We start from the raw sequence: 21,304 nt of genomic DNA on the forward strand, positions 1-21,304 counted from the left end.
TGTGCCGGCTTACGCGGCCCTGTTTTCCGCGTCCGCGGGCGTGGAGCGTATCAGGTGGTCGAAGGCCGAGAGCGACGCCTTTGCCCCTTCGCCGACGGCAATCACGATCTGCTTGTACGGCACGGTCGTGCAGTCGCCGGCGGCGAAGACGCCGGGCACCGATGTCTGCCCGTGGACATCGACGATGATCTCGCCGCGCGGCGACAGGGCGACAGCGTCCTTCAGCCATTCGGTGTTGGGCAGCAGGCCGATCTGCACGAAAACGCCCTCAAGCGCCAGCGTGTGCTTGTCACTGCTGCGGCGGTCCTCATAGACGAGCCCGTTTACCTTCTGCCCGTCGCCCGTGACTTCGGTCGTGCGGGCGGAGGTGATGATGTCAACGTTCTTCAGGCTGCGCAGCTTGCGCTGCAGCACGTCGTCCGCTCGCAGGGCCTTGTCGAACTCGATCAGCGTGACGTGGCTCACCACGCCGGCAAGGTCGATCGCCGCCTCGACACCGGAGTTGCCGCCGCCGATCACCGCGACGCGCTTGCCCTTGAAGAGCGGACCGTCGCAATGCGGGCAGTAGGCGACACCCTTGTTGCGGTAGGTGTCCTCGCCCGGCACGTTCATCTGCCGCCAGCGCGCGCCCGTCGCCAGGATGACGGTCTTCGAGCGCAGTCGCGCGCCGCCGGCGAGGCCGATCTCGACAAGGTCGCCCCGCAGTGCGAGCGACTCGGCCTTCTGCAGGTTCATGATGTCGACTTCGTATTCGCGCACGTGCTGCTCCAGCGCGGCCGCGACCTTGGGGCCCTCGGTGTGGGGGATAGAGATGAAGTTCTCGATCGCCATCGTGTCGAGCACCTGCCCGCCGAAACGGTCGGCCACAATGCCGGTGCGGATGCCCTTGCGCGCCGCGTAGATGGCGGCGGCTGCCCCGGCCGGGCCCGCGCCGACCACCAGCACGTCGAAGGCCGCCTTCGCGCTGATCTTTTCCGCATCGCGCGCCGCCGCGCCGGTGTCGAGCTTCGCGACGATCTCCTCGACGCCCATGCGGCCCTGGCCGAACACCTCGCCGTTGAGATAGACGGTGGGGACGGACATGATCTGGCGCGCCTCAACCTCGGCCGGGTAGGCCGCGCCGTCGATGGCCACATGGCGGATGCGCGGGTTCAGCACGGCCATCAGGTTGAGCGCCTGCACCACCTCCGGGCAGTTCTGGCAGCTCTGCGAGAAATAGGTCTCGAAGGAATAGTCGCCGTCGAGTGTCTTGACCTGGTCGATCACCTCCTGCGCGACCTTGGGCGGATAGCCGCCCACCTGCAGTAGCGCCAGTACCAGCGAGGTGAATTCGTGGCCCATCGGCAGGCCGGCGAAGCGCAGGCTGATGTCCTGGCCGGGCGTCGTGAGGGCAAAGGAGGGCGCGCGCTCGCCGCCACCCTTGAGTTCGCTGACGCTGATCTTGTCGGAAAGCGCGCGGATCTCGCCGAGCAGTTCCTGCAACTCGCGCGATTTCGCGCCGTCATCGAGCGAAGCGATGATGTGAATGGGGCGCACGACCCGTTCCAGATAGGCCTTGAGCTGCGCTTTCAGGGTGTCATTCAGCATGGATCATCCTCCGGGGTAGAAATGGGCCGGCACGGCGCCGGGGACGGCGCGCCGCTGAGGGCGGCGGAGCACGGTGGCAAACCGCAGGCCGTGCGACATTGCGCGGGCTCCGGTTTGCCGCCAGAGCCTTCCCCCGGATTCCGGGAGAAGGCGGTGCGGCGGACGAACTCAGATCTTGCCGACGAGGTCGAGCGAGGGAGCGAGCGTCTCCTCGCCTTCCTGCCACTTGGCGGGGCAGACTTCGCCGGGATGCGAGCGCACGTACTGGGCCGCCTTGATCTTGCGCAGCAGTTCCTCGGCGTTGCGGCCGATGCCCTCCGCCGTGATCTCGACGAGCTGGATGATGCCATCGGGATCGACAAGGAAGGTGCCGCGGTCGGCAAGGCCCTGGTCCTCACGCAGCACCTCGAAGTGGCGCGAGAGCGTGGCGGTCGGGTCGCCGAGCAGCGCGTACTGGACCTTGCCGATGGTGTCGGAGGTGTCGTGCCAGGCCTTGTGGGTGAAGTGCGTGTCCGTGGAAACGCCATAGATATCGACGCCGAGTTTCTGGAACTCCGCGTAATTGTCGGCCAGGTCGCCAAGTTCCGTCGGGCAGACAAAGGTGAAGTCTGCCGGATAGAAGAAGAACACGGACCACTTTCCCTTCAGGTCTTCATCGGTGACCTCGATGAACTTGCCCTGCTGGTACGCCTGCGCCTTGAAGGGTTTGATCGCGGTATTGACGAGAGACATAACGGCTCCTTGATCGGATGGTTTCGGTAGCAACGAGGCATAAGACCGTGCAGCGTGTCCCTGCGGACAGACGCGAAACCGCTGCAGCGGTCCTGGCCTTCGCAATGCAATATAGGGAAGATGCCTCTCATGATGAAATAGATAGATTCGGCGATAACGATAGATACCGGCTATTGATGGCCGCTTCGTCCAGCCGGCGGACCTTGCCGGGGTTCGGGAGGCGGACAGTTTAATGCATCAAAATCAAGATGATGGATGCGATATGATCGCGGTGCTGTGTCGTATCGATGCCCCTTGTCCGCTCCCCGCTAGGTGCCGTGGCGGACGGGCTGCGACGGTTTGACCCACCCCGTGCGCAGGCATCGCTGCCCCGTGGAAACGCCCGGCGGACGAATCGATGTTGCGCCGCACTGCCTGTGCTGCCCCGACAGGATGGGAGGAATTGTACAGAATTATGCTGCTTTCTCTACATTACTTTATAATCGTTATAATTAAATGTTCATTTAATGTAATTGTCTTGACCTGATGCATATTATAGTGTCGCGGGCGCACAGATTTACTGCGATTCCGGAACTGAAAGGCCCTGCCATGACGCCCCGCATTTCTTATGTTAAGCACCGCTGCAAACTTCCCGTCCTTGCACTGGCGCTCGTCGTTCTCGTGCCCGCGGGCGGCTTCGCGCAGAATGCCGTCTTCGATGCGCCTGACGCCGATTTCAAGGGCCGGGTGTCGGCTGGCGGCGTCGTGACGCCCGGCTCGGCGGCGATCTTGCGCGGATCGTCGTTCAAGCCGGGGCAGACGGTCATCCTGTCGCGCGGCAACACCATCCTCAACCCGGAGGGCAAGCCGCTGACGGTGGACGACAAGGGCGGCTTCGAACTCAAGATCGACGTCCCGGCCGATGCAGTGCCCGGCCAGCATCCCATCATCGTCAACGTGGCGAATCCCACGGCCGCCGCCGTGGCGCAGCTCAAGGTCTCGCCGGTCATTCCCGCCTCGGGCGCCGACAAGTTCACGGCAGTCAGCGAGAAGGTGGTGCCCGGGCTCTATCAGGTCGCCTATAGCCCCAAAAGCAACGCGCTTTTTGTCACCTCCGCCGTCGGCCGTCCGCCGGTCAAGGAATCGAAGCTCGTCAAGCTGAACGCCGGGACGCTCGCCAAGGAGGCAGAGGTCGACGCGAAGCCCGTCGCCGGCCGCAGCGACGGGCATCTGCACGCCGTCTACGGCGTAGGTGTCGACGATGTTGAGGGCAATGTCTGGACGACGACGACGCGCGACGGCTCCGTCGCCGTGTTCAGGCAGAGCGATCTCTCGCTCGTGAAGCAGTTCGAGGCCGATGCGGTTCCCCATTCGCGTGACGTGGTGGTGGACGCGGAACAGGGCCGCGCCTACGCTTCGGCCGTTGGCGGCAACTTCGTCGTCGTCTTCGACACGAAGAAGCTGGAGAAGCTGCAGAACATCGAGATCGAGTCGAAGGTGCGCGGCGAAAAGTTCACGCCCACGGCGCTCGCGCTCGATGCCGGCAACCGCAAGCTCTACACCGTGAGCCTGAGCACTGCCGAGGCCGCCGTCATCGACACGAAGACCAATACCGTCGACAAGGTGCTCCCGCTGCCGGGCGCCAAAAGTTCCATCGGTGTGGCGGTGGATGCCGCCGGCAAGCAACTCTACGTCGTCTCGCAAGGCAGCGACAACCTGCTGATCATCGATATCGAAACGGGCAAGGTGCTGCATGACGTGAAGACGGGCGCGGGCCCGCTCAACGTCGCGTTCGACCCCGTCAGCAAGCTCGCCTACGTCGTCAACCGGGGGGCCGGCACCGTAACCGTCGTCAACCCGCAGGGCGAGATCGTCGCCAACCTGGAAGGCGGCACGTTCCCGAACCATGTCGCGGCTGACGGCAAGGGTCACGTCTTCGTTATCAACAAGGCGCGTGGGGAAGACGACCCGACAGGCGACCGCTTGACGAGGCTCACGCCCAAATCCTGACCGCCTCTCCGGAGCCCCCGGCTCCCGCCATATCGCTGAAAAACAGGACACCGCCGGCACGAGCCGGCGGTGTTTTTGTGTTCACGCCTGCCTTGTTTCGCGCCGGTCCCCGAAAAAAATCCGATTGTGCGCGTGCAAGATCATGATCACAATCAAAATGAATCGGGTCGTGAATCACGTGATTCCTTTGCGGGATGGTGTTTCTTCTTCACCGCATGCCCATATCAGGAGTGTAGCACGAGACGCGACCTGCCAGTGCAGGGGGAGGCAAAAGGGGCTGACACGGCGGGGGACATTCTCGGGGCAACATTTTCAAGGTTGAGGATCAGCGATGGCAATGAATGGCGATCTCTTCACCAACTACGCGCAGGCTTTCGAGGCGCGTCGGCAAGTCGAAATGTCTCTTGAGGATTATCTGAAGGGCTGTCGCAGCGACCCCATGTTCTACGCCAGCGCGCCCGAGCGTCTGCTCGCGGCCATCGGCGAGCCGGAGACGATAGACACCTCGCGCGACCCGCGCCTCGGGCGCATCTTCATGAACCGTACCATCCGCACATACAGGAGCTTCGCGGAATTCTACGGCATGGAGGAAACGATCGAGCGCATCGTCTCCTTCTTCCGCCACGCGGCGCAGGGGCTGGAGGAGCGCAAGCAGATTCTCTACCTGCTGGGGCCCGTGGGCGGCGGCAAGTCCTCGCTCGCGGAGCGTATCAAGGCGCTGATGGAGGTGCATCCCGTCTATGTGCTGAAGGCCGGAGACGAGGTGAGCCCGGTGTTCGAAAGCCCTCTCGGCCTCTTCGACCTGTCGCTGGCCGAACGGCTGGAGGACGACTACGGCATTCCGCGCCGGCGGCTCACCGGGCTGATGAGCCCGTGGTGCCGCAAGCGGCTGGAGGAATTCGGCGGCGACATCTCGCGCTTCCGTGTGGTGCGCATCCTGCCCTCGCGGCTGCGTCAGGAGGCCATCGCCAAGACCGAGCCCGGCGACGAGAACAACCAGGATATCTCGGCGCTCGTCGGCAAGGTGGACATCCGCCAACTGGAGACCCTGTCGCAGAACGATCCGGACGCCTACAGCTACTCCGGCGGGCTCAACCGCGCCAACCAGGGGTTGCTCGAATTCGTCGAGATGTTCAAGGCGCCCATCAAGATGCTGCACCCCCTGCTGACCGCGACGCAGGAAGGCAATTACGTGGGCACCGAGAATATCGGCGCCATCCCGTTCACCGGCGTCATCCTCGCCCACTCGAACGAATCCGAGTGGCAGAACTTCAAGAACAACAAGAACAACGAGGCGTTCATCGACCGCATCTACGTGATCAAGGTTCCCTACTGCCTGCGGGTCAGCGAGGAGCAGAAGATCTACGAGAAGCTCGTGCGTGGCTCGGAGCTGTCGGATGCCGCCTGCGCGCCGGGCACGCTGGAGTTGCTGGCGCGCTTCTCGGTGCTGTCGCGGTTGCGCGAGCATGAGAACTCCAACCTGTTCTCGAAGATGCGCGTCTACGACGGCGAGAACATCCGCGAGGTCGACCCGCGCGCCCGCAGCCTGCAGGAATACAAGGACGCGGCCGGCGTCGACGAGGGCATGGACGGTATCTCCACCCGTTTCGCCTTCAAGGCGCTGGCGGCGACCTTCAATTACGACACCATCGAGATCGCGGCCGATCCGGTGCATCTCATGTACGTGCTCGAACAGATGATCCGGCAGGAGCAGCTGCCGGCTGAGACCGAGAAGCGCTACCTTGAATTCATCAAGGGCGACCTCGCGCCCCGCTATGCCGAGTTCATCGGTCATGAAATCCAGAAAGCGTATCTCGAATCCTATCACGACTACGGCCAGAACCTGTTCGACCGTTACGTGGCCTATGCGGACGCATGGATCGAGGATCAGGATTTCAAGGATCCCGACACTGGGCAATTGCTCGACCGCGAGCTGATCAACCAGGAACTGACCAAGATCGAAAAGCCTGCGGGCATCGCCAATCCGAAGGATTTTCGCAACGAGGTGGTGAAGTTCGCGCTGCGCACCCGCGCCAGCCACGGCGGCCGCAACCCGTCGTGGACCAGCTACGAGAAAATCCGCGAGGTCATCGAGCGGCGCATGTTCTCGCAGGTGGAGGACCTGCTGCCCGTCATCAGCTTCGGCTCCAAGAAGGACGGCGACACCGAGAAGAAGCACGACGAATTCGTGCAACGGATGGTCGAAAGGGGCTATACTGAACGGCAGGTTCGACGTCTGGTGGAGTGGTATATGCGCGTCAAGCAGGCGGGTTGAACGCAGCGGCCGGCGCAGTAATCGCCGCGCCGGCCGCGCCGAAACCTTTGGTATTCGAGGTGACACTTCCGTGCACATCATTGATCGACGCCTCAACCCCGGAGGCAGGAGTTTCACCAACCGGCAACGCTTTCTGCGCCGGGCTAAAAATCTGGTGCAGCGCGCGGTGCGGGAGGACTTCAAGAACCGCTCCATCAAGGATCTCGATCAGGGCGGCGAGGTTTCCATTGTCCGCGAGGGCGTCCACGAACCCGTGCTGCGGCGTGCGGGCGGCAGTGGCAAGCGCGATGTTGTGCTGCCGGGCAACAGGGACTACGTGGAAGGCGACAGGATAAGGCGGCCGCAGGGCGGCGCTGGCGCCGGCGCGGGTTCCGAGGCCGGGCAGGGCAGCGGCGAGGATGCGTTCCGCTTCCTGCTGACGCGCGAGGAATACCTCGACCTGTTTCTCGACGATCTCGAATTGCCCAACCTCGCCAAGCGCAAGCTTGCGACCACCGAGGCGAAGGAGCTGCGTCGCGCCGGCTACTCGACAACCGGTTCGCCGTCGAGCCTTTCGGTCTCCCGCACCATGCGCCATTCGCTTTCCCGGCGCATCGCCCTGCGGCGTCCCGGGCGGGCCGCGATCCGGGAGATCGAGGAGGAGATCGCCAAGCTGGAGGCGAGCGGCGGCGATCCCGCGCGTCTCGCGGCGCTCCGGGTGGAGCATGAGCGCCTTGTGCAGCGCAGCCGGCGCATCGCCTACATCGATCCGATCGACCTGCGCTACCGGCGTTACGAGCAGACGCCGCGCCCCGTCGCACAGGCGGTGATGTTCTGCCTCATGGACGTGTCGGGCTCCATGAGCGAGCATATGAAGGATCTCGCCAAGCGCTTCTATGCCCTGCTGCACATCTTCCTGCGCCGCAGCTACCGCAACGTCGACGTCGTCTTCATCCGCCACACGGACCACGCCGAAGAGGTGGACGAGGAGACGTTCTTCCACAGCCCGGAGACAGGCGGCACCATCGTTTCCACCGCGCTGGAGGAGATGCTGTCCGTGGTGCGCGCGCGTTATAACCCCGACGACTGGAACATCTATGTCGCGCAGGCGTCGGACGGCGACAACATCGGCACGGACAATGCCCGCGTGGCGGCGCTCGTCAACGAGTCGATCCTGCCGATCTGCCAGTATTTCGCCTATCTGGAAGTGGGGCGCGGCGACACGCACCTGCCCGCCGGCGTCATGACGCGCACCACCGACCTGTGGCGCACCTACGAGGGGCAGGTGGCGCCGGGCGGGCATTTCGTCATGCGCAAGGTCTGGCACCGGCGCGAAATCTATCCCGTATTCCGCGAGCTGTTCCGTCGCGCGGGCGTTGACGGGGGAGGCAAGTCATGACGGTTACCGCGACCCATCCCTTGCTGTTTTCAGGTACCGACTGGGACTTCAACACCATCCGCCGCATCTACGACGCCGTCGAGAAAGTGTCCGGCGCGGTGCTGGGTCTCGACACCTATCCGAACCAGATCGAGGTGATCACCGCCGAGCAGATGCTCGACGCCTACGCCTCCACCGGCATGCCGTTGCTCTACAAGCACTGGTCGTTCGGCAAGCAGTTCGCCCACCACGAGATGATCTACCGCAAGGGCATGGGCGGGCTCGCCTACGAGCTGGTCATCAACTCCAACCCCTGCATCAACTACATCATGGAGGAAAACACCGCCACGATGCAGACGCTGGTCATCGCCCATGCGGCGTTCGGCCATAACCATTTCTTCAAGAACAACTATCTCTTCCGGCAATGGACGGATGCCGAGGGCATTCTGGACTATCTCGCCTTTGCCAAGGGCTATATCGCTGCCTGCGAGGAACGCCATGGCCTCGCGGCGGTGGAACGCATCCTCGACATCGCCCATTCGCTGATGAACCAGGCCGTGCACCGCTATCCGCGCCGCAGCCGGCTCGACCTGAAGGCGGAGAAGAAGCGCGAGGCCGAGCGGCACGCACACCAGGAGCAGGTCTACAACGACCTGTGGCGCACGGTACCCGGCACGCCGAAGACCTTCCGCACCGAAGCCGCGGCCGACCGGCGCCGCGCGCTCCTCAAGCTGCCGGAAGAGAACATCCTGTACTTCCTGGAAAAGACGGCGCCGCTGCTGCAGCCGTGGCAGCGCGAGGTGCTGCGGATCGTGCGCCAGATTGCGCAATACTTCTATCCGCAGTCGCAGACCAAGGTCATGAACGAAGGTTGCGCCACCTATTCTCATTACCGCATCATGACCCGCCTGCACGAGCAGGGCTCGATCAGCGACGGCGCCTTTCTGGAGTTCCTGCAGTCGCACGCCAATGTAGTCATGCAGCCGACGTTCGACTCGCCCCGCTACAGCGGCCTCAACCCCTATGCCATCGGCTTCGCCATGATGCAGGACATCGCCCGCATCTGCGAGACGCCCGACGACGAGGACCGCGAATGGTTCCCGGACATCGCGGGCCAGGGTGACGTGAGCGGGGTGCTGAAGCACGTGTGGGCGAACTATCGCGACGAGAGTTTTCTCGCCCAGTTCCTGAGCCCGCGCCTCATCAGGGAATGGCGGCTGTTCCACATCGAGGACGATGCCGGCCAGCCGGCGCTGACGGTGGGCGCCATCCACGACGAGCGTGGCTACCGCCGTATCCGGCAGGCGCTGGCGCGCCAGTACGACATCGCCTGGCAGCAGGCCGACATCCAGGTGGTGGATGTGGACCTCGACGGCGACCGGCAACTGACGCTGCAGCACGACACCGTCAACCACACCCTGCTGCATGACAAGGATGCCGAACTCGTGCTGCAGAACCTGGCGGAGCTGTGGGGCTATCGCGTGGTGCTGCGCGAGGTCGACCCCGCCACCGGCAAGCTGCTGAAGGAACACGTCGCCAAGGCGCCGCAGAAGCCAGGGCTGCTCTGATTGCGCGGCGCGGTATGCGGGGCGGCCGTCAGCCGTAGCGCCGGCGCGCCTCGATAGTCAGGCCGAGGCCGACGGCGCCGAAGCGGTCGCCGTCGATGGCTGCGGCATTGTCGAACTGCGAGAGGATTGCCGTGCGCACGCTCGGCATCTGGCTCGTGCCGCCGGTGAAGAACACGAAGTCGACGTCTCCCGACGTCAGCCCGGCCTGCGCGACACAGGCGCGTGCGGTGTTGCCGAGACGGTCGCACAGCGCCCGTGCGCTGTCTTCGAAGTCCACCCGCGTCGCTTCCACGCCGAAGCCGGGCGCGACCCACGACAGCGGCGTCTCCACCCGCTCCCGGTCCGACAGCGCGATCTTGGCTTCTTCCACCGCGATGAGCACGCTATGCCCGCGCCGCGTCTCCACGACCCGCATGAGGCGGTCGATCAGCGCGGGCTCGCGGGCGTCGAAACGCACCTCGCGCAGTTCCGCCAACCGCTTGGGATCGTAGAGCTGGTGCACGCTCGACCACGTCGACAGGTCCCAGTAGGGGGCGGACGGCACCTCGATGTCGCCGCGCTTCATCGGGCTGCGGTAGCCGAAGCCCGGCATGAACGTCCGCATGCTGAGCTGGCGGTCGAAGTCCGTGCCGCCGAGGCGCGCGCCGCCGTTGGCGAGGATGTCGCTGCCGCGCTCGTCGCGCTCGCCCGTTCCGCCCGTGAGGCGCACGACCGTGAAGTCCGACGTGCCGCCGCCGATGTCGGCCACGATGGCGATCTTCTCGCCGGACACATGCCGGCGCTCGAAATCGAGCGCCGCCGCGACGGGCTCGTACTGGAAGCTCACCTCGCGGAAGCCGATGGCCTCCGCTACCGTCCGCAACGTTTCCTCGGCGTGGCGGTCGCCCGCCTCGTCGTCGTCAACGAAATGGACCGGCCGCCCCATCACCACGGCGTCGAGCGGCGCGTCCTGCGCCACTTCGGCACGACGCTTGAGCGCTTCCAGAAAGAGGCCGATCACCTCCGAGAACCTGATGCGTCGGCGGTAGACGGCCGTGCGCTCGTCGATCAGCGCCGAGCCGAGTATCGATTTCAGCGACCGCATCAGGCGGCCGTCGATGCCCTCGATATAGGCCGCGACCGCCTCCCGCCCGATGAGGAGCTTGGCCCCGGCTTCCGCCGCGAAGAAAACCGCGCTGGGCACGGCGACATGGGCGCCCTCCAGCGCCACGAGATGCGGGCCGGAGGAGCCGTGAATGCCCAGTGTCGAATTCGAGGTGCCGAAGTCGAGCCCGCAGGCCGACCGGGGACCGAAGGGGCGATCCTGCCCCGAATTGTGCTGCATGCCCGTCCTCACCTGCCGGCAAAGACAGGCCGCATGCACCAAAACCGCGCGGATTTCAATCCCGAAAACATGTCCCGGGCGGCAGGCGTGCCCTGCGCGGCGATCAAAGCTCGCTGCTTCCCCAGAACAGGAAGGAGCCGACGTCGCCCGGGAGGTCGTTGCGGTAGTCGAGAATCTCGACGCGCATGCCGTAACCGAGCGGCTTCAGGTGCTCGCGCCAGACGTTGTAGAGCCCCAGCGGCTGCCCGCGCAGCGTCTCCGGCCATTCCGGATCGTTGGCGATGATGGCGCGACCATGGTCCATCAGCGTCTCGCTGGGGTAGCGGTAGACGAGCACCTCGTTCAGGCCCTGCTCGCTTGCCGCATGGATAAGGGTCGACGTGTGCCGAAGGACCTCGTCAACATTGATCGCGTCCGCGTGGAGAAGGGAGTCGACGATTTCCGCGCGGTGTGCGTCGCCGGTGGCATGCAGCTGGCGCAGCCGCTCCCGTTCGGCCTCGCGCTTTTCCTGCGCCTTGCGCGCGAATTCGGTGGCTGGAGGAAGAGAGAACGCTTCTGACGTCATGAAGGCGGCTCCTGATCTTGTGTGCCGGAAATATAGAACAGACGCATCCCGTAAGCATCACGGAATCAAGTATTGCTGATGACAGCGACGCAAGCGTGAATCGCGCCCGACGCACGGTTTCGGTGCAAATCTGCGCCGGTGTGTCGCATGGGTCAGAAAATGCTGTAGGCTGGGGCCTTCCGCGACATACTCGATGAAGGTCGTCATGCATCCGCTTCTCGTCACCGATCCGTCGGCCAACGCCATCACCGTCCATGCCGTCACTGCCGCGAACCGGGCGGCGGTGCTGGAGGCGCTCGATCCGCCTGCGCGGCGTTTCGCCGTCGCCCAGGGCCTCGGCAGCGAAGGGGATGCGCCGGAAGCCGGGAAGGTCTGGCTGCTGCCGGATGCGGAGGGCAACATCGGCATCGTGCTGTTCGCCGTCGAGGGCGAGAGCGCGCGCCGGCCCGACCCCTTCCTGTTCGGCAAGCTGCCGGGAGTGCTGCCCGAGGGCATCTATCGCCTGGCCGGGGTCGCGGCAGCCGCGCTGCCGGCGGCGGTGCTGGCCTGGCTGCTCGGCGCCTACCGCTTCGCCCGCTATAAGGACAGCCCCGCGCCGAAGGCCCGGCTCGTCCTGCCCGACGGCGTCGACGGCGAGGAAGTGAGCCGCCTGGCCGCCGCGGTTGCCTTCGGCCGCGATCTCATCAACACCCCGGCGAACGATCTGGGGCCGGATGCGCTGGCCGGCGCGGCCCACGCGCTCGCCACCCGCCACGGCGCGCGCTTCGCGGTGACGGCGGGCGATGACCTGCTGGCCGCGAACTTCCCGCTCATCCACGCGGTCGGCCGTGCCTCCGCCACGGCACCGCGCCTCATCGACATCACCGCCGGCGAGCCGGACTGGCCGAAGGTAACGCTCGTCGGCAAGGGTGTGACCTTCGACACCGGCGGGCTCGACATCAAGCCGTCGAGCGCCATGCTGCTGATGAAGAAGGACATGGGCGGCGCGGCCGCCGCCCTCGCCACCGCGCAACTGCTGCTCGACGCGCGGGTGAGGGTGCGCCTGCGCGTGCTTGTGCCGGCGGTGGAGAACGCCATTTCCGGCGCCTCCTTCCGCCCCGGCGACATCATCCCCAGCCGCAAGGGGCTGAGCGTCGAGATCGGCAACACGGACGCCGAGGGCAGGCTGGTGCTCGCGGATGCGCTGGCGCTGGCGGCGGAAGAGCAGCCGGAACTCATCGTCGACTACGCCACCCTCACGGGCGCGGCGCGCGTGGCGCTGGGGCCGGACCTGCCGCCCTTCTACACGGAGGACGACGCCATCGCCGACGAAATCGCCCGCACCGGGGAGGCCGTGAACGACCCCGTCTGGCGGCTGCCGTTGTGGCCACCCTACGACGGCATGCTGGCCTCGAAGGTGGCGGACATCAACCATGTATCGAGCGGCGGCTTCGCCGGCTCCATCACCGCCGCGCTCTTCCTGCGGCGCTTCACGCAGGGCGTGCCGCACGTCCACTTCGACATCTACGGCTGGACGCCCGCCGCGAAGCCGGGCCGTCCGGAGGGCGGCGAGGTGCAGGGCGCGCGCCTCGTCTATGCCTGGCTGAAGCAGCGCTATGGAACGGCGTCATGAGCGGCATCGAAGGACAACTGCGGCAGGTGACGGCCGCCATCGCCCCCCTGCGGCGCATCCCCGTCTCCGACGGCGCGCTCGATACCGAGGCGCTGATCGGCGAGCGGGTGCTGGTGTGGGAGGAGCAGGAGGGCTGGGCGCGCGTCACGCTGCTCGGCGACGGCTACGAAGGCTACATGCCGGTGGCCGCGCTCGGAGAGGTGGCCGCGCCCACGCACCGGGTGAGCGCGCTGCGCACCTTCGTCTATCCCGGCCCGTCCATCAAGCTGCCGCCGCTCGACGCGCTGCCGTTCATGGGGCAGGTGCGGGTGGGCGCCCTTGCGGACGGCTTCGCCCGCATCGAGCGGGAATACGGCGAAGGCTTCGTCTACGCCGCGCACCTGACGCCGGCGGAAACCCCGGTGGGCGGGGATTTCGTCGCCGTGGCGGAGCGCTTCCTTGAAGTGCCCTATCTGTGGGGCGGCAAGTCGGCGCTCGGCATCGATTGTTCGGCCCTCGTGCAACTGTCGCTCTCCGCATCCGGCGTCGAGGCTCCGCGCGACTCGGGACCGCAGCGGGAAGGGCTGGGCGAGGAATTGCCGGCCGGCGCGGCCTTGCGGCGCGGCGACCTCGTCTTCTGGCCGGGCCATGTCGGCATCCTGCGCGACGCGCAGACGCTGCTGCATGCAAGCGGCCATCATATGACCGTGGTCAGCGAGCCGTTCGTGCAGGCAGTGGAGCGCATCCGCGCGCAGACCGGCCACGACATCGCCGTGGCGCGCCGCATTCGCGATCAGTAGCTGATCGTTTCGAACCGCATCGTGAAGGCGTCGATGATGAGCAGCCGGCCGACCAGCGGCTCGCCGAAGCCGACGATGGCGCGCACGACCTCGATCGCCATCAGGCTGCCCACCACGCCGGGCAGCGCGCCGAGCACGCCCACCTCCTCGCAGGTGGGCACGCTGCCGGGCGGCGGCGGCTCCGGAAACAGCGTGCGGTAGGAGGGGTTCGGCTGTCCATCCGGCTTCGTCTCGAACGGCCGCAGGGTGGTGAGCGACGCATCGAACTGGCCGAGCGCGCCCATGACCAGCGGCTTGCGCTCCGCGAGGCAGGTATCGGCGACGAGATAGCGGGTTGCAAAATTGTCCGAGCCGTCGGCGACGACATCGTAACCCCGGACGATCTCCACTGCGTTCTCCGCATTGAGCCGCACCGGGTGGCGCGTGACCGCGACATGCGGGTTGAGGCGGGCGATGGCGTCGGCGGCGCTGTCTGTTTTCGGGCGGTCGATGTCCGGCGTGCCGTGGATGACCTGCCGCTGCAGGTTCGACAACGACACCGTGTCGTCATCCACGATGCCGATATGTCCGACGCCGGCGGCCGCCAGATAGGACAGCACCGGCGCGCCGAGTCCCCCCGCGCCGACGACGAGCACGCGGGCGCGCTTCAGCTTCGCCTGCCCGGGCCCGCCGACATCGCGCATGACGATGTGGCGTGCGTAACGTTCGATCTCGCTTTCGGAAAAAGCCATGCCAGTATCCATTCCGCCGCATCGTGATCATACAAAATCGGCGCGGCCCAAAAATACAGTTTAAAGCAATTTCAGCGAAAGTGGACACCGCGCTGGCGTCCGGAGCTGCACATAATAAAGAGATAAGCCATTGTTGCGTTTCAGCGAAACGCAACAATGGTCTGGTGCACATCCGTGGCGATGGATAGCGCGGGCCGCTACGGCGCGGGCGCGTCCGGATCGAAGGCGAGCATGATGAACTGCGTCACCTGCCCACGCGGGTTGAAGTTGTTGTCGGACGCCAGCACCAGCGTCTTGCGGCCATCGATTTCCGGGCCGAAGCTGATGCTCTCGATGTTATCCATGTCGAGACCGAACGTGCCTTCCTCCAGCGTGAAAAGTAGCGTCTTCGCCGCCGGGGTGTAGGCGGTGTCCCGCAGCGATGTGCGTCCCAGCACGTCGGTTGCCCCCTTCAGCGATGTCTCGAACACCCTGATGGTGTTGCCGTAGCCGACCGCGAAGCTGCGTTCCACGACGAGAAGCCGCTCGCCGTCCAGTGCGAGCACGGCCGAGACGCCGCTGTCCGCATAGGGCGGCAAGCCGGTTGCCGCGCGCGGGATCGGCTCCGTGACATAGACATACTCGGCCACGGGCTTGGCGTTGCGCGGGTCGAGGGCAAGGATCCGCGACGGGCTCCCGGCTTGCAGTGTCGCCTTGTCGCCGTCCTGCGTCAGCGCATTTTCAAGGGCGGCGAACAGCGTGGCGCCGTCGGGCGAATGAGACAGGCCCTCGAAGGAGAGGTTGTCGCGGACGCCGGTCTTCCGTTCGCCGTCGGGCAGGTAATAGGCAGGGATGTCGAACGTGCGCCGCTGGTAGCCGTCGATGCTCGCCTCATAGATGGCCGGGCGGCCCTGGCGGTCGCCCTCGCTCGCCCACACCAGCAGGCCACCGCGCGGATCGAGGCTGATGCCTTCCGGGTCGATATCTTTCGGCGCGAACAGCGCGCCGCCCTCGCCCCGCAGCGGAACGGTCTCGACGATATCGACGCCCGCGCCGCCGCGCTGGGAATACGTGAGTTTCAGCTTGTAGAATCGGGCGGGGCCATTCTCGGCCCTGTCGTCCGAAATGGCGTAGAACAGCCCGCTGCGCGGATCATAGTCCAGGTCGGAAATGCCGCCGAACGCCACGCCGCCGATGGCGAGGCCGGTGGGCAGGCGGATTTCGCCGATCAGCGACGGCTCGCGCCCGGCTGCGACGGCGCCTCCGCTCATGCCGCAGGCGAGCGCGAGCGCACAGGCGGCCCGCATCCAGCGTTTCGTCGTCCGGTATTCCGTCACGGTTCAGCTCCCAGGATTCGATTCCATGTATGGTCAGGCAGGGCGATGGGCGCCGATGTTGAGCACCGGAGAGGCGTCCTTGTCGGACACGAGAACGGTCAGGATATTGCCGATCATGCGGGCCTTCTCCTGATCGTCGAAGCTCACGCCGTGTTTTGCCAGCGTTTCCGCCGCCTCGACGGCGATGCTGACAGCGCCCTGCGCGATGATCTCGCGCGCGGCGATCACGGCCGCCGCCTGCTGCGGGCGCAGCATGGCCTGGGCGATCTCCGGCGCGTAGGCGAGATGCGTGAAACGGGCTTCGTCCACCGCGATGCCGGCGGGCGCGAGGCGCTGGGCGATCTGATGGGTGAGTTCCTCCACCAGCGCCTCACCGCCGTCCCGCAGCGCGGTGACTGCCGCCGCCGGAGCATCCGGCGCGGGCGAGGGGATGCGGACGGGCTCGCCCGACCAGGTGTCATAGGGATAGCTGCCGGCGAGATGGCGCAGGCCGGTTTCCGCCTGCGAGCCGACGAACTGGCGGTAGTTGTCGACCTGCAAGGCGGCGCGGGCGGCATCGAACACGCGCCACACCACGACCGCGCCGACCTCGATGGGGTTGCCCGAGCGGTCGTTGACCTTGAGCGGCCCCACCTCCTGCGTCTGCAGCCGTTTCGATACGATGGTGCGGGAAAACAGCGGCACGGTCCAGCGCAGGCCCGGTGTCTCGTCCGTGCCGATATAGGCGCCGAACAGTTGCACCACCGCCGCCTCGTTGGGCTGGAGCGAATAGGTGCCCGTCAGCGACCAGAAAGCCACGATCGCCACCAGGGCGAGGAGCGTGATCCTGCCGAAATCGGGGCCGCGAAACGTCGCCGGGGCGAGCAGTTCCTGCGCGCCGAGGCCCAGTGCGGCCAGCAGAACGGCAAGGCCGACGATGAGCGCGAAATAGCCGTTGAAGGCAAGGGCGGGGCGGTCCGTAACAACAGCTTTCGTCACCGGGAATTCCTTTCGGGCCGGGCTCGTGTCCATCGTCTCTTTCCGGCAGCGATCTTCCGGAAAGGCCGCGTACCATAAGCGGCCCCGGTGGGGCGCGGCAAGGGGCCGCCGCGCGCCCGGCAGGTTATGACGCGCCGGCGACGGCCGTGTGAAGCACCCGCCAGTGCGGCGCTCCTCAGAAGAACGAGCGTACGAGCCCGCCCGTCAGCAGGTTCCAGCCGTCGATCAGCACGAAGAACAGAACCTTGAAAGGCAGTGCGAGCACTGTCGGCGGCATCATCATCATGCCCATCGACATCACGAGCGTCGCCACGATCATGTCGATCACGAGGAAGGGCAGCACGATCAGGAAGCCGATTTCAAATCCGCGCCGCAACTCCGAGATCAGGAAGGCGGGGATGAGGATACGCAGCTCGACCCCGTCACCAATCGGGTCCCGCACCTCCTGCCCGGCGGGCGTGGGAAAGTTCGCGGCTGCGAGGTCGGCGAACAGGCGCAAATCCTTGTTGCGGACCTGCGAGAGCATGAACTCGCGGAACGGCCCGGTGATTTCCACATAGGCTTCCTCCTCGGTGATGCGGTTTTCCATCAGCGGCACCACGCCGCCCTGCCATGCGCGGTCGAAGGTGGGCGCCATGATATAAAACGTCATGAACAGCGCGAGCGTGGTGAGCACGATGTTGGCCGGAGTGCTTTGCAGGCCGAGGCCGGAGCGCAGGAACGACAGCGCGATGATCAGGCGGGTGAAGCTCGTCACCATGATCAGCAGGCCCGGCGCCACCGAAAGCACGGTGAGCAGCGCCGCGATCTGGATGATGCGCCCGGAAGCCGTGCCGTCACCGGCGGGAACGAGCGCCGACAGATCCGGTATCTGTGCCGACGCCGGAAGCGCGGCGGCGAGCATGGCAGCCGCAAGCAGCGGCGCCCTCAGGCGCTTGCGGAGGTTCACTGCACCACCATCGTTTCGAGGATGAACTCGCGAACCTTGCCGCCGGAGCGGATGGCGGCGCGGTCGTTCAGGTCCTCGCGCAGGTTCTGCAGCCCGGCCGGCCCCTGCAATTGCGCCAGCGTGACGGTGCGCAGGTAGGTCAGGACATCCTGCGATATCTCCGCCGACAACACGGAAAGCAGGTTGCCGTCGGTGCGGACGGCCTGGTCCACGACGAGGGACGACTCGATCTTGATGAACACCGTGTCCGGCGACATCAGGTTGGTCGTGATCGGCTTGAGCTTCACCAGCATGATATCGCCGTTGTAGTGCAGCGTGGAAGGTATCGCGCGCGCGGCCTCGGCCTCCTGCTCCTTCTTCCGGAAATTCTCCTCGATGGTGCTCGACATCAGGAAGCCGATGCCGCCGCCGAGCAGAATCGCGAGGGCAGTCAGCACCAGCGCCGCCAGAAGCACGGCGCGCACCCCGCCGGAGGAGGGCGCGGCGGGCTGGTCAACGATCGTCAGTTCGGCCATGGCTTCTTTCACTTTGACGGAATGCCGGGATCAGAAGGGAGTCAGCGCGTCGTAAAGCTGATGGCCCGTCGCCGGCTGCTGGACTTCAGTGACCCGGCCACGCCCGCCGTAGGAAACCCTGGCCTCGGCGATCTTGTCGTAGGCGATGGTGTTGTTGCGCGAGATGTCGCGCGGCCTGACGATGCCGGCGATGTTCAGCACGCGCACCTCGTAGTTTACGCGCACCTCCTGCGAGCCGCTGACCAGCAGGTTGCCGTTCGGCAGCACCTCCGTCACCACGCCAGCGATCGACAGGCTCAGCTTTTCCGAGCGATCGATCGTGCCCTCGCCCTTCGCGCGGGTGTTGGACGTCACGCTGCCGTTACCCGACAGGCTTGTGGAATGGGTCGGGGTGTTGAAACCGAGATTGACACCCAGATTGGCGCTCGACGCGCGCTTGCGCTCCGAGGTGTTGTCGAACTGGGCCTTGTCGTTGATCGAGATGATGACGGTGACGATGTCGCCGACATTGGCGGCGCGCGGGTCCTGGAACAGCGCCTGCCCTTGCTGCCCCCACAGCGAATGATAGGCATGGCCGTTCCATGTGGGGAAGTTCCCCGGCAGTGGCGCGCGGGCCACGTTGAGCCCGGTGCCGACCGACGTCATCACCGGTTCTCGGCCGAGATCGTTGATGCCGCTGCACCCGCCGAGCATGACCGTGCCGAGCAGGGCGGCGGATATCCGGGTACGGGGCGCTCGCGACATCGTCATGGTCCTGCCCCGCTCGCGGCGGCATTGCCAGCCGTATCCTTCGACATGTCCCTGGCGGCGTTTCGGGCGCTACTCTTGGCCATATTCCTGGCCTCCCGTTTCAGGACACCGGTGACGACGCCGGTGAGATGCGCGGCCCTGCCGGGCTCCATTTCATTGAGGATGGCGCTGGCGCTGCGCGTGTCGATTTTCGACAGCAAGGCGACGGCGGCATCATCCTGCATGGCGGCGATCTGGGCAGCAGCGGCGTCCGCCCGCATCCGTGCGTAGATCGCGACGATGCGCTCCTCCGTCCTGTCCAGAAATTCCTGCCGCCGCCTGAGCCATAGTTCGGTTTCCGCCCGCTTCTCCTCAAGCTTCGCCGCGCGTTCCTCGATATCGATCCGCATCGCCTCCAGCGTCTTCGCCTGCCATGCGAAACGGGCGTCCGCCGCCGCGTCGACGATTGCCGCGCAGTAGGGATTGGCTGCCGCATCGGCGCCGGACGACGCGGAAGCCGGCTGTCGCGGCGCCTCCCCGCGTTCTCCAGCCTTCGCGCCGACCGGCTGCGTCTGCGCCGTTGCGGGCGATACGCCGAAAGCGAAAGCCAGCAGGATCGTCGCCAACGATACCGCAGCCGATCCGGCCAGTGACCTGCGTGCGAGGGGAGTGGTCGCGTGCGTGTATATCATTGGACAATCAGATCCGCTTGCAAGGCACCCGCCGTCTTGATGGTCTGAAGGATGGCGATGATGCCCGTCGGCTTGAGGCCGATCTGGTTGAGGCCATGGACCAGCGACTGCAGGCTGGTGCCAGTCACGATGGCGAGATGCCCGTTCTGCTCCTCGGCGGTGATCTGGGTTCTGGGTTCAATCGCTGTCTCGCCATCGGAGAAAGGGGCCGGCTGCGCGACCCGCGGCAGTTCGGTGACCCGCACGGTGAGATTCCCGTGGGTCAGCGCCACCGTGGAAACCGTCACATCACGGCCGATCACGACCGTGCCCGTGCGCTGGTCGACGACCACCTTGGCGGGCGTGTCGGGGATGACGGTGAGGTCGCCGATCGCAGCCATGAAACGTGCGCCATTCATCTTGGCCGGGCGCTGCACCACGACGCTGCGCTGGTCCCGCACATGGGCGGACGCCGTCTTGAAGTGCTGGCGTGTGTAGCCGTTGATGGCATCCGCGATGCGCGAGGCCGTGTTGAAATCCGGGTTGCGCAGCTCCAGCACGAGCTGGGCGATATCGGCGAAACGCCCCGGCAGCTCGCGCTCGATCAGGGCGCCGTTGGGGATGCGGCCTGCCGTCGGCACGCCCTGGGTCACGTTTTCCGCCTCGCCCGCGGCCATGAAGCCGGAAACGGCGATCGGCCCCTGCGCGACGGCGTAATTGTAGCCGTCGCCGCCCATGAGCGGGGTCGCCAACAGTGTGCCGCCCTTGAGCGACTGGGCATCGCCGAGCGAGGAGACCGTCACGTCGATGCGGGTGCCGGTGCCCGCGAAGGCGGGAATGTCCGCCGTTACCATGACCGCCGCCGCGTTGCGGGTGCGCAACGTGGCGTTGCGGACGTTGATGCCCATGCGCTCCAGCATCGATTGCAGGGCCTGCTCCGTGAACGGCGAATTGCGCAGCGAGTCGCCCGTGCCCTGCAGGCCCATGACCAGCCCGTAACCGACCAACTGGTTGTCCCGCACGCCCTGCAGCGTGACGATATCCTTGATGCGGGTGCTGGCGAGCGCAAGGCCCGCGTGCAGGATGAACAGCGTGGCCAGCAGGATCTTAATCATCGCACGGGCTCCCCGGTGCGCAGGGAGCCATCCTGCTGCACGGTTCCATGGACGATCAGTCCGCTGTCGAGGTTGCGCACCTTGATAAGCTCGCCGAGTTCGCCATCCTGCAGCGGGGTGACGACAGCGATGATCGTCAGCCCGCCCTCCTCGAAAACAAGCTGGGCAGGCATGCCTTTCCGCACAAGTTTCGCGTTCTCGACGGCGTTGGCTGGAATGGCCTGCCCGGGCAGCAGCGTGCGCCGCGCGATCTTGCCGACAAGAGCCCGCGCGGACGCGACATAGCCGCCGCGCACCGGCCGCAACTGCCCGAACTCCCGCTCGTCGACCATGTCCTTCGTTATCGTGTCGCCGGGATAGACAGTCACGACGGCGACTGCGAACACGCCCTGCACGATCGGTTCCCGACCCGTCTGGGCGCCCGCCGGTTGCATGAAGGCGAGCGCCGCGATCGCGCACAGGAGGGTTCTGAAACGGGCGGAACTGCGTACCATGACAACTGCCGGCTGTAT

General features: G+C 65.9%; 19 protein-coding genes. 6 read left to right on the forward strand and 13 right to left on the reverse strand.

Annotation, left to right across the window (positions count from 1 at the left end; translation table 11 throughout):
- Positions 1–9: 9 nt before the first annotated feature.
- Together ahpF and ahpC are read right to left on the reverse strand one after the other, a co-directional pair.
- Positions 10–1,587: an alkyl hydroperoxide reductase subunit F gene (gene ahpF, locus FHS82_RS04545; RefSeq protein WP_166949285.1), complete on the reverse strand. Its 1,578-nt coding sequence runs from the start codon at positions 1,585–1,587 to the stop codon at positions 10–12.
- A 168-nt stretch (positions 1,588–1,755) separates the two neighbouring features.
- A complete protein-coding gene (gene ahpC / locus FHS82_RS04550; protein ID WP_166949287.1) occupies positions 1,756–2,319 on the reverse strand; it encodes an alkyl hydroperoxide reductase subunit C in 564 nt (187 codons plus the stop codon).
- Positions 2,320–2,907: 588 nt separating this feature from the next.
- On the opposite strand from ahpC, the gene FHS82_RS04555 reads away from it, so the two are divergent.
- The 4 genes from FHS82_RS04555 (at position 2,908) to FHS82_RS04570 (ending at position 9,508) form a co-directional block, all read left to right on the forward strand.
- A complete protein-coding gene (locus FHS82_RS04555) occupies positions 2,908–4,308 on the forward strand; it encodes a YncE family protein (protein ID WP_166949289.1) in 1,401 nt (466 codons plus the stop codon).
- A gap of 331 nt (positions 4,309–4,639) precedes the next feature.
- The gene (locus FHS82_RS04560) at positions 4,640–6,583 is read left to right on the forward strand and encodes a PrkA family serine protein kinase (RefSeq protein WP_166949291.1); all 1,944 of its coding nucleotides are present in this window, start codon (positions 4,640–4,642) and stop codon (positions 6,581–6,583) included.
- Positions 6,584–6,653: 70 nt separating this feature from the next.
- The gene (locus FHS82_RS04565; RefSeq protein WP_166949293.1) at positions 6,654–7,961 is read left to right on the forward strand and encodes a DUF444 family protein; all 1,308 of its coding nucleotides are present in this window, start codon (positions 6,654–6,656) and stop codon (positions 7,959–7,961) included.
- A complete protein-coding gene (locus tag FHS82_RS04570) occupies positions 7,958–9,508 on the forward strand; it encodes a SpoVR family protein (RefSeq protein WP_166949295.1) in 1,551 nt (516 codons plus the stop codon). The genes FHS82_RS04565 and FHS82_RS04570 overlap by 4 nt, the downstream gene beginning before the upstream one ends.
- 28 nt (positions 9,509–9,536) lie before the next feature.
- Here the strand turns inward: FHS82_RS04570 and FHS82_RS04575 are convergent, their stop codons facing one another.
- Complete coding sequence (locus FHS82_RS04575; RefSeq protein WP_166949297.1) at positions 9,537–10,832, reverse strand: Hsp70 family protein; 1,296 nt, start codon at positions 10,830–10,832, stop codon at positions 9,537–9,539.
- 103 nt (positions 10,833–10,935) lie between these two features.
- On the reverse strand, positions 10,936–11,397 hold the full coding sequence (locus FHS82_RS04580; RefSeq protein WP_166949299.1) for a hypothetical protein: 462 nt from the start codon (positions 11,395–11,397) through the stop codon (positions 10,936–10,938).
- A gap of 205 nt (positions 11,398–11,602) precedes the next feature.
- On the opposite strand from FHS82_RS04580, the gene FHS82_RS04585 reads away from it, so the two are divergent.
- Both FHS82_RS04585 and FHS82_RS04590 read left to right on the forward strand, forming a co-directional pair.
- Positions 11,603–13,009 carry a leucyl aminopeptidase family protein gene (locus FHS82_RS04585; protein WP_166949301.1) on the forward strand — a complete coding sequence of 469 codons (1,407 nt, stop codon included), beginning with the start codon at positions 11,603–11,605 and terminating at the stop codon, positions 13,007–13,009.
- Positions 13,006–13,788, forward strand: a complete 783-nt coding sequence (locus tag FHS82_RS04590) for a C40 family peptidase (RefSeq protein ID WP_166949303.1) — start codon at positions 13,006–13,008, stop codon at positions 13,786–13,788. Before FHS82_RS04585 ends, FHS82_RS04590 begins: the two co-directional genes overlap by 4 nt.
- Here the strand turns inward: FHS82_RS04590 and FHS82_RS04595 are convergent.
- The 9 genes from FHS82_RS04595 to flgA form a co-directional block, all read right to left on the reverse strand.
- Positions 13,782–14,519, reverse strand: a complete 738-nt coding sequence (locus FHS82_RS04595; protein WP_166949305.1) for a HesA/MoeB/ThiF family protein — start codon at positions 14,517–14,519, stop codon at positions 13,782–13,784. The two genes, FHS82_RS04590 and FHS82_RS04595, sit on opposite strands and share 7 nt — an antisense overlap.
- A gap of 197 nt (positions 14,520–14,716) precedes the next feature.
- Positions 14,717–15,835 carry an esterase-like activity of phytase family protein gene (locus FHS82_RS04600; protein WP_343042508.1) on the reverse strand — a complete coding sequence of 373 codons (1,119 nt, stop codon included), beginning with the start codon at positions 15,833–15,835 and terminating at the stop codon, positions 14,717–14,719.
- 33 nt (positions 15,836–15,868) lie between these two features.
- Positions 15,869–16,813, reverse strand: a complete 945-nt coding sequence (locus FHS82_RS04605; RefSeq protein ID WP_166949307.1) for an SPFH domain-containing protein — start codon at positions 16,811–16,813, stop codon at positions 15,869–15,871.
- Between the two features lie 175 nt (positions 16,814–16,988).
- Complete coding sequence (fliP, locus tag FHS82_RS04610; RefSeq protein WP_166950211.1) at positions 16,989–17,717, reverse strand: flagellar type III secretion system pore protein FliP; 729 nt, start codon at positions 17,715–17,717, stop codon at positions 16,989–16,991.
- A 41-nt stretch (positions 17,718–17,758) separates the two neighbouring features.
- A complete protein-coding gene (locus FHS82_RS04615) occupies positions 17,759–18,277 on the reverse strand; it encodes a flagellar basal body-associated FliL family protein (protein ID WP_166949309.1) in 519 nt (172 codons plus the stop codon).
- A gap of 30 nt (positions 18,278–18,307) precedes the next feature.
- A complete protein-coding gene (flgH, locus tag FHS82_RS04620; protein ID WP_246225075.1) occupies positions 18,308–19,027 on the reverse strand; it encodes a flagellar basal body L-ring protein FlgH in 720 nt (239 codons plus the stop codon).
- Positions 19,024–19,698 (reverse strand): MotE family protein, encoded by a 675-nt coding sequence (locus FHS82_RS04625; protein ID WP_166949313.1) that lies wholly within the window; start codon positions 19,696–19,698, stop codon positions 19,024–19,026. Before FHS82_RS04625 ends, flgH begins: the two co-directional genes overlap by 4 nt.
- Positions 19,695–20,792 carry a flagellar basal body P-ring protein FlgI gene (flgI, locus tag FHS82_RS04630; RefSeq protein WP_166949315.1) on the reverse strand — a complete coding sequence of 366 codons (1,098 nt, stop codon included), beginning with the start codon at positions 20,790–20,792 and terminating at the stop codon, positions 19,695–19,697. Before flgI ends, FHS82_RS04625 begins: the two co-directional genes overlap by 4 nt.
- On the reverse strand, positions 20,789–21,286 hold the full coding sequence (flgA, locus tag FHS82_RS04635; RefSeq protein ID WP_166949317.1) for a flagellar basal body P-ring formation chaperone FlgA: 498 nt from the start codon (positions 21,284–21,286) through the stop codon (positions 20,789–20,791). Before flgA ends, flgI begins: the two co-directional genes overlap by 4 nt.
- Positions 21,287–21,304 lie beyond the last annotated feature (18 nt).

The organism is Pseudochelatococcus lubricantis, assembly GCF_011762225.1.
GTDB classification, from domain to species: Bacteria; Pseudomonadota; Alphaproteobacteria; order Rhizobiales; family Beijerinckiaceae; genus Pseudochelatococcus; species Pseudochelatococcus lubricantis.

Coding starts and splice junctions, on each gene's coding strand:
- ahpF (WP_166949285.1), bottom strand. CDS start 1,587: ATGCTGAATGACACCCTGAAAGCGCAGCTCAAGGCCTATCTGGAACGG.
- ahpC (WP_166949287.1), bottom strand. CDS start 2,319: ATGTCTCTCGTCAATACCGCGATCAAACCCTTCAAGGCGCAGGCGTAC.
- FHS82_RS04555 (WP_166949289.1), top strand. CDS start 2,908: ATGACGCCCCGCATTTCTTATGTTAAGCACCGCTGCAAACTTCCCGTC.
- FHS82_RS04560 (WP_166949291.1), top strand. CDS start 4,640: ATGGCAATGAATGGCGATCTCTTCACCAACTACGCGCAGGCTTTCGAG.
- FHS82_RS04570 (WP_166949295.1), top strand. CDS start 7,958: ATGACGGTTACCGCGACCCATCCCTTGCTGTTTTCAGGTACCGACTGG.
- FHS82_RS04575 (WP_166949297.1), bottom strand. CDS start 10,832: ATGCAGCACAATTCGGGGCAGGATCGCCCCTTCGGTCCCCGGTCGGCC.
- FHS82_RS04580 (WP_166949299.1), bottom strand. CDS start 11,397: ATGACGTCAGAAGCGTTCTCTCTTCCTCCAGCCACCGAATTCGCGCGC.
- FHS82_RS04585 (WP_166949301.1), top strand. CDS start 11,603: ATGCATCCGCTTCTCGTCACCGATCCGTCGGCCAACGCCATCACCGTC.
- FHS82_RS04590 (WP_166949303.1), top strand. CDS start 13,006: ATGAGCGGCATCGAAGGACAACTGCGGCAGGTGACGGCCGCCATCGCC.
- FHS82_RS04595 (WP_166949305.1), bottom strand. CDS start 14,519: ATGGCTTTTTCCGAAAGCGAGATCGAACGTTACGCACGCCACATCGTC.
- fliP (WP_166950211.1), bottom strand. CDS start 17,717: ATGCTCGCCGCCGCGCTTCCGGCGTCGGCACAGATACCGGATCTGTCG.
- FHS82_RS04615 (WP_166949309.1), bottom strand. CDS start 18,277: ATGGCCGAACTGACGATCGTTGACCAGCCCGCCGCGCCCTCCTCCGGC.
- flgH (WP_246225075.1), bottom strand. CDS start 19,027: ATGACGATGTCGCGAGCGCCCCGTACCCGGATATCCGCCGCCCTGCTC.
- FHS82_RS04625 (WP_166949313.1), bottom strand. CDS start 19,698: ATGATATACACGCACGCGACCACTCCCCTCGCACGCAGGTCACTGGCC.
- flgI (WP_166949315.1), bottom strand. CDS start 20,792: ATGATTAAGATCCTGCTGGCCACGCTGTTCATCCTGCACGCGGGCCTT.
- flgA (WP_166949317.1), bottom strand. CDS start 21,286: ATGGTACGCAGTTCCGCCCGTTTCAGAACCCTCCTGTGCGCGATCGCG.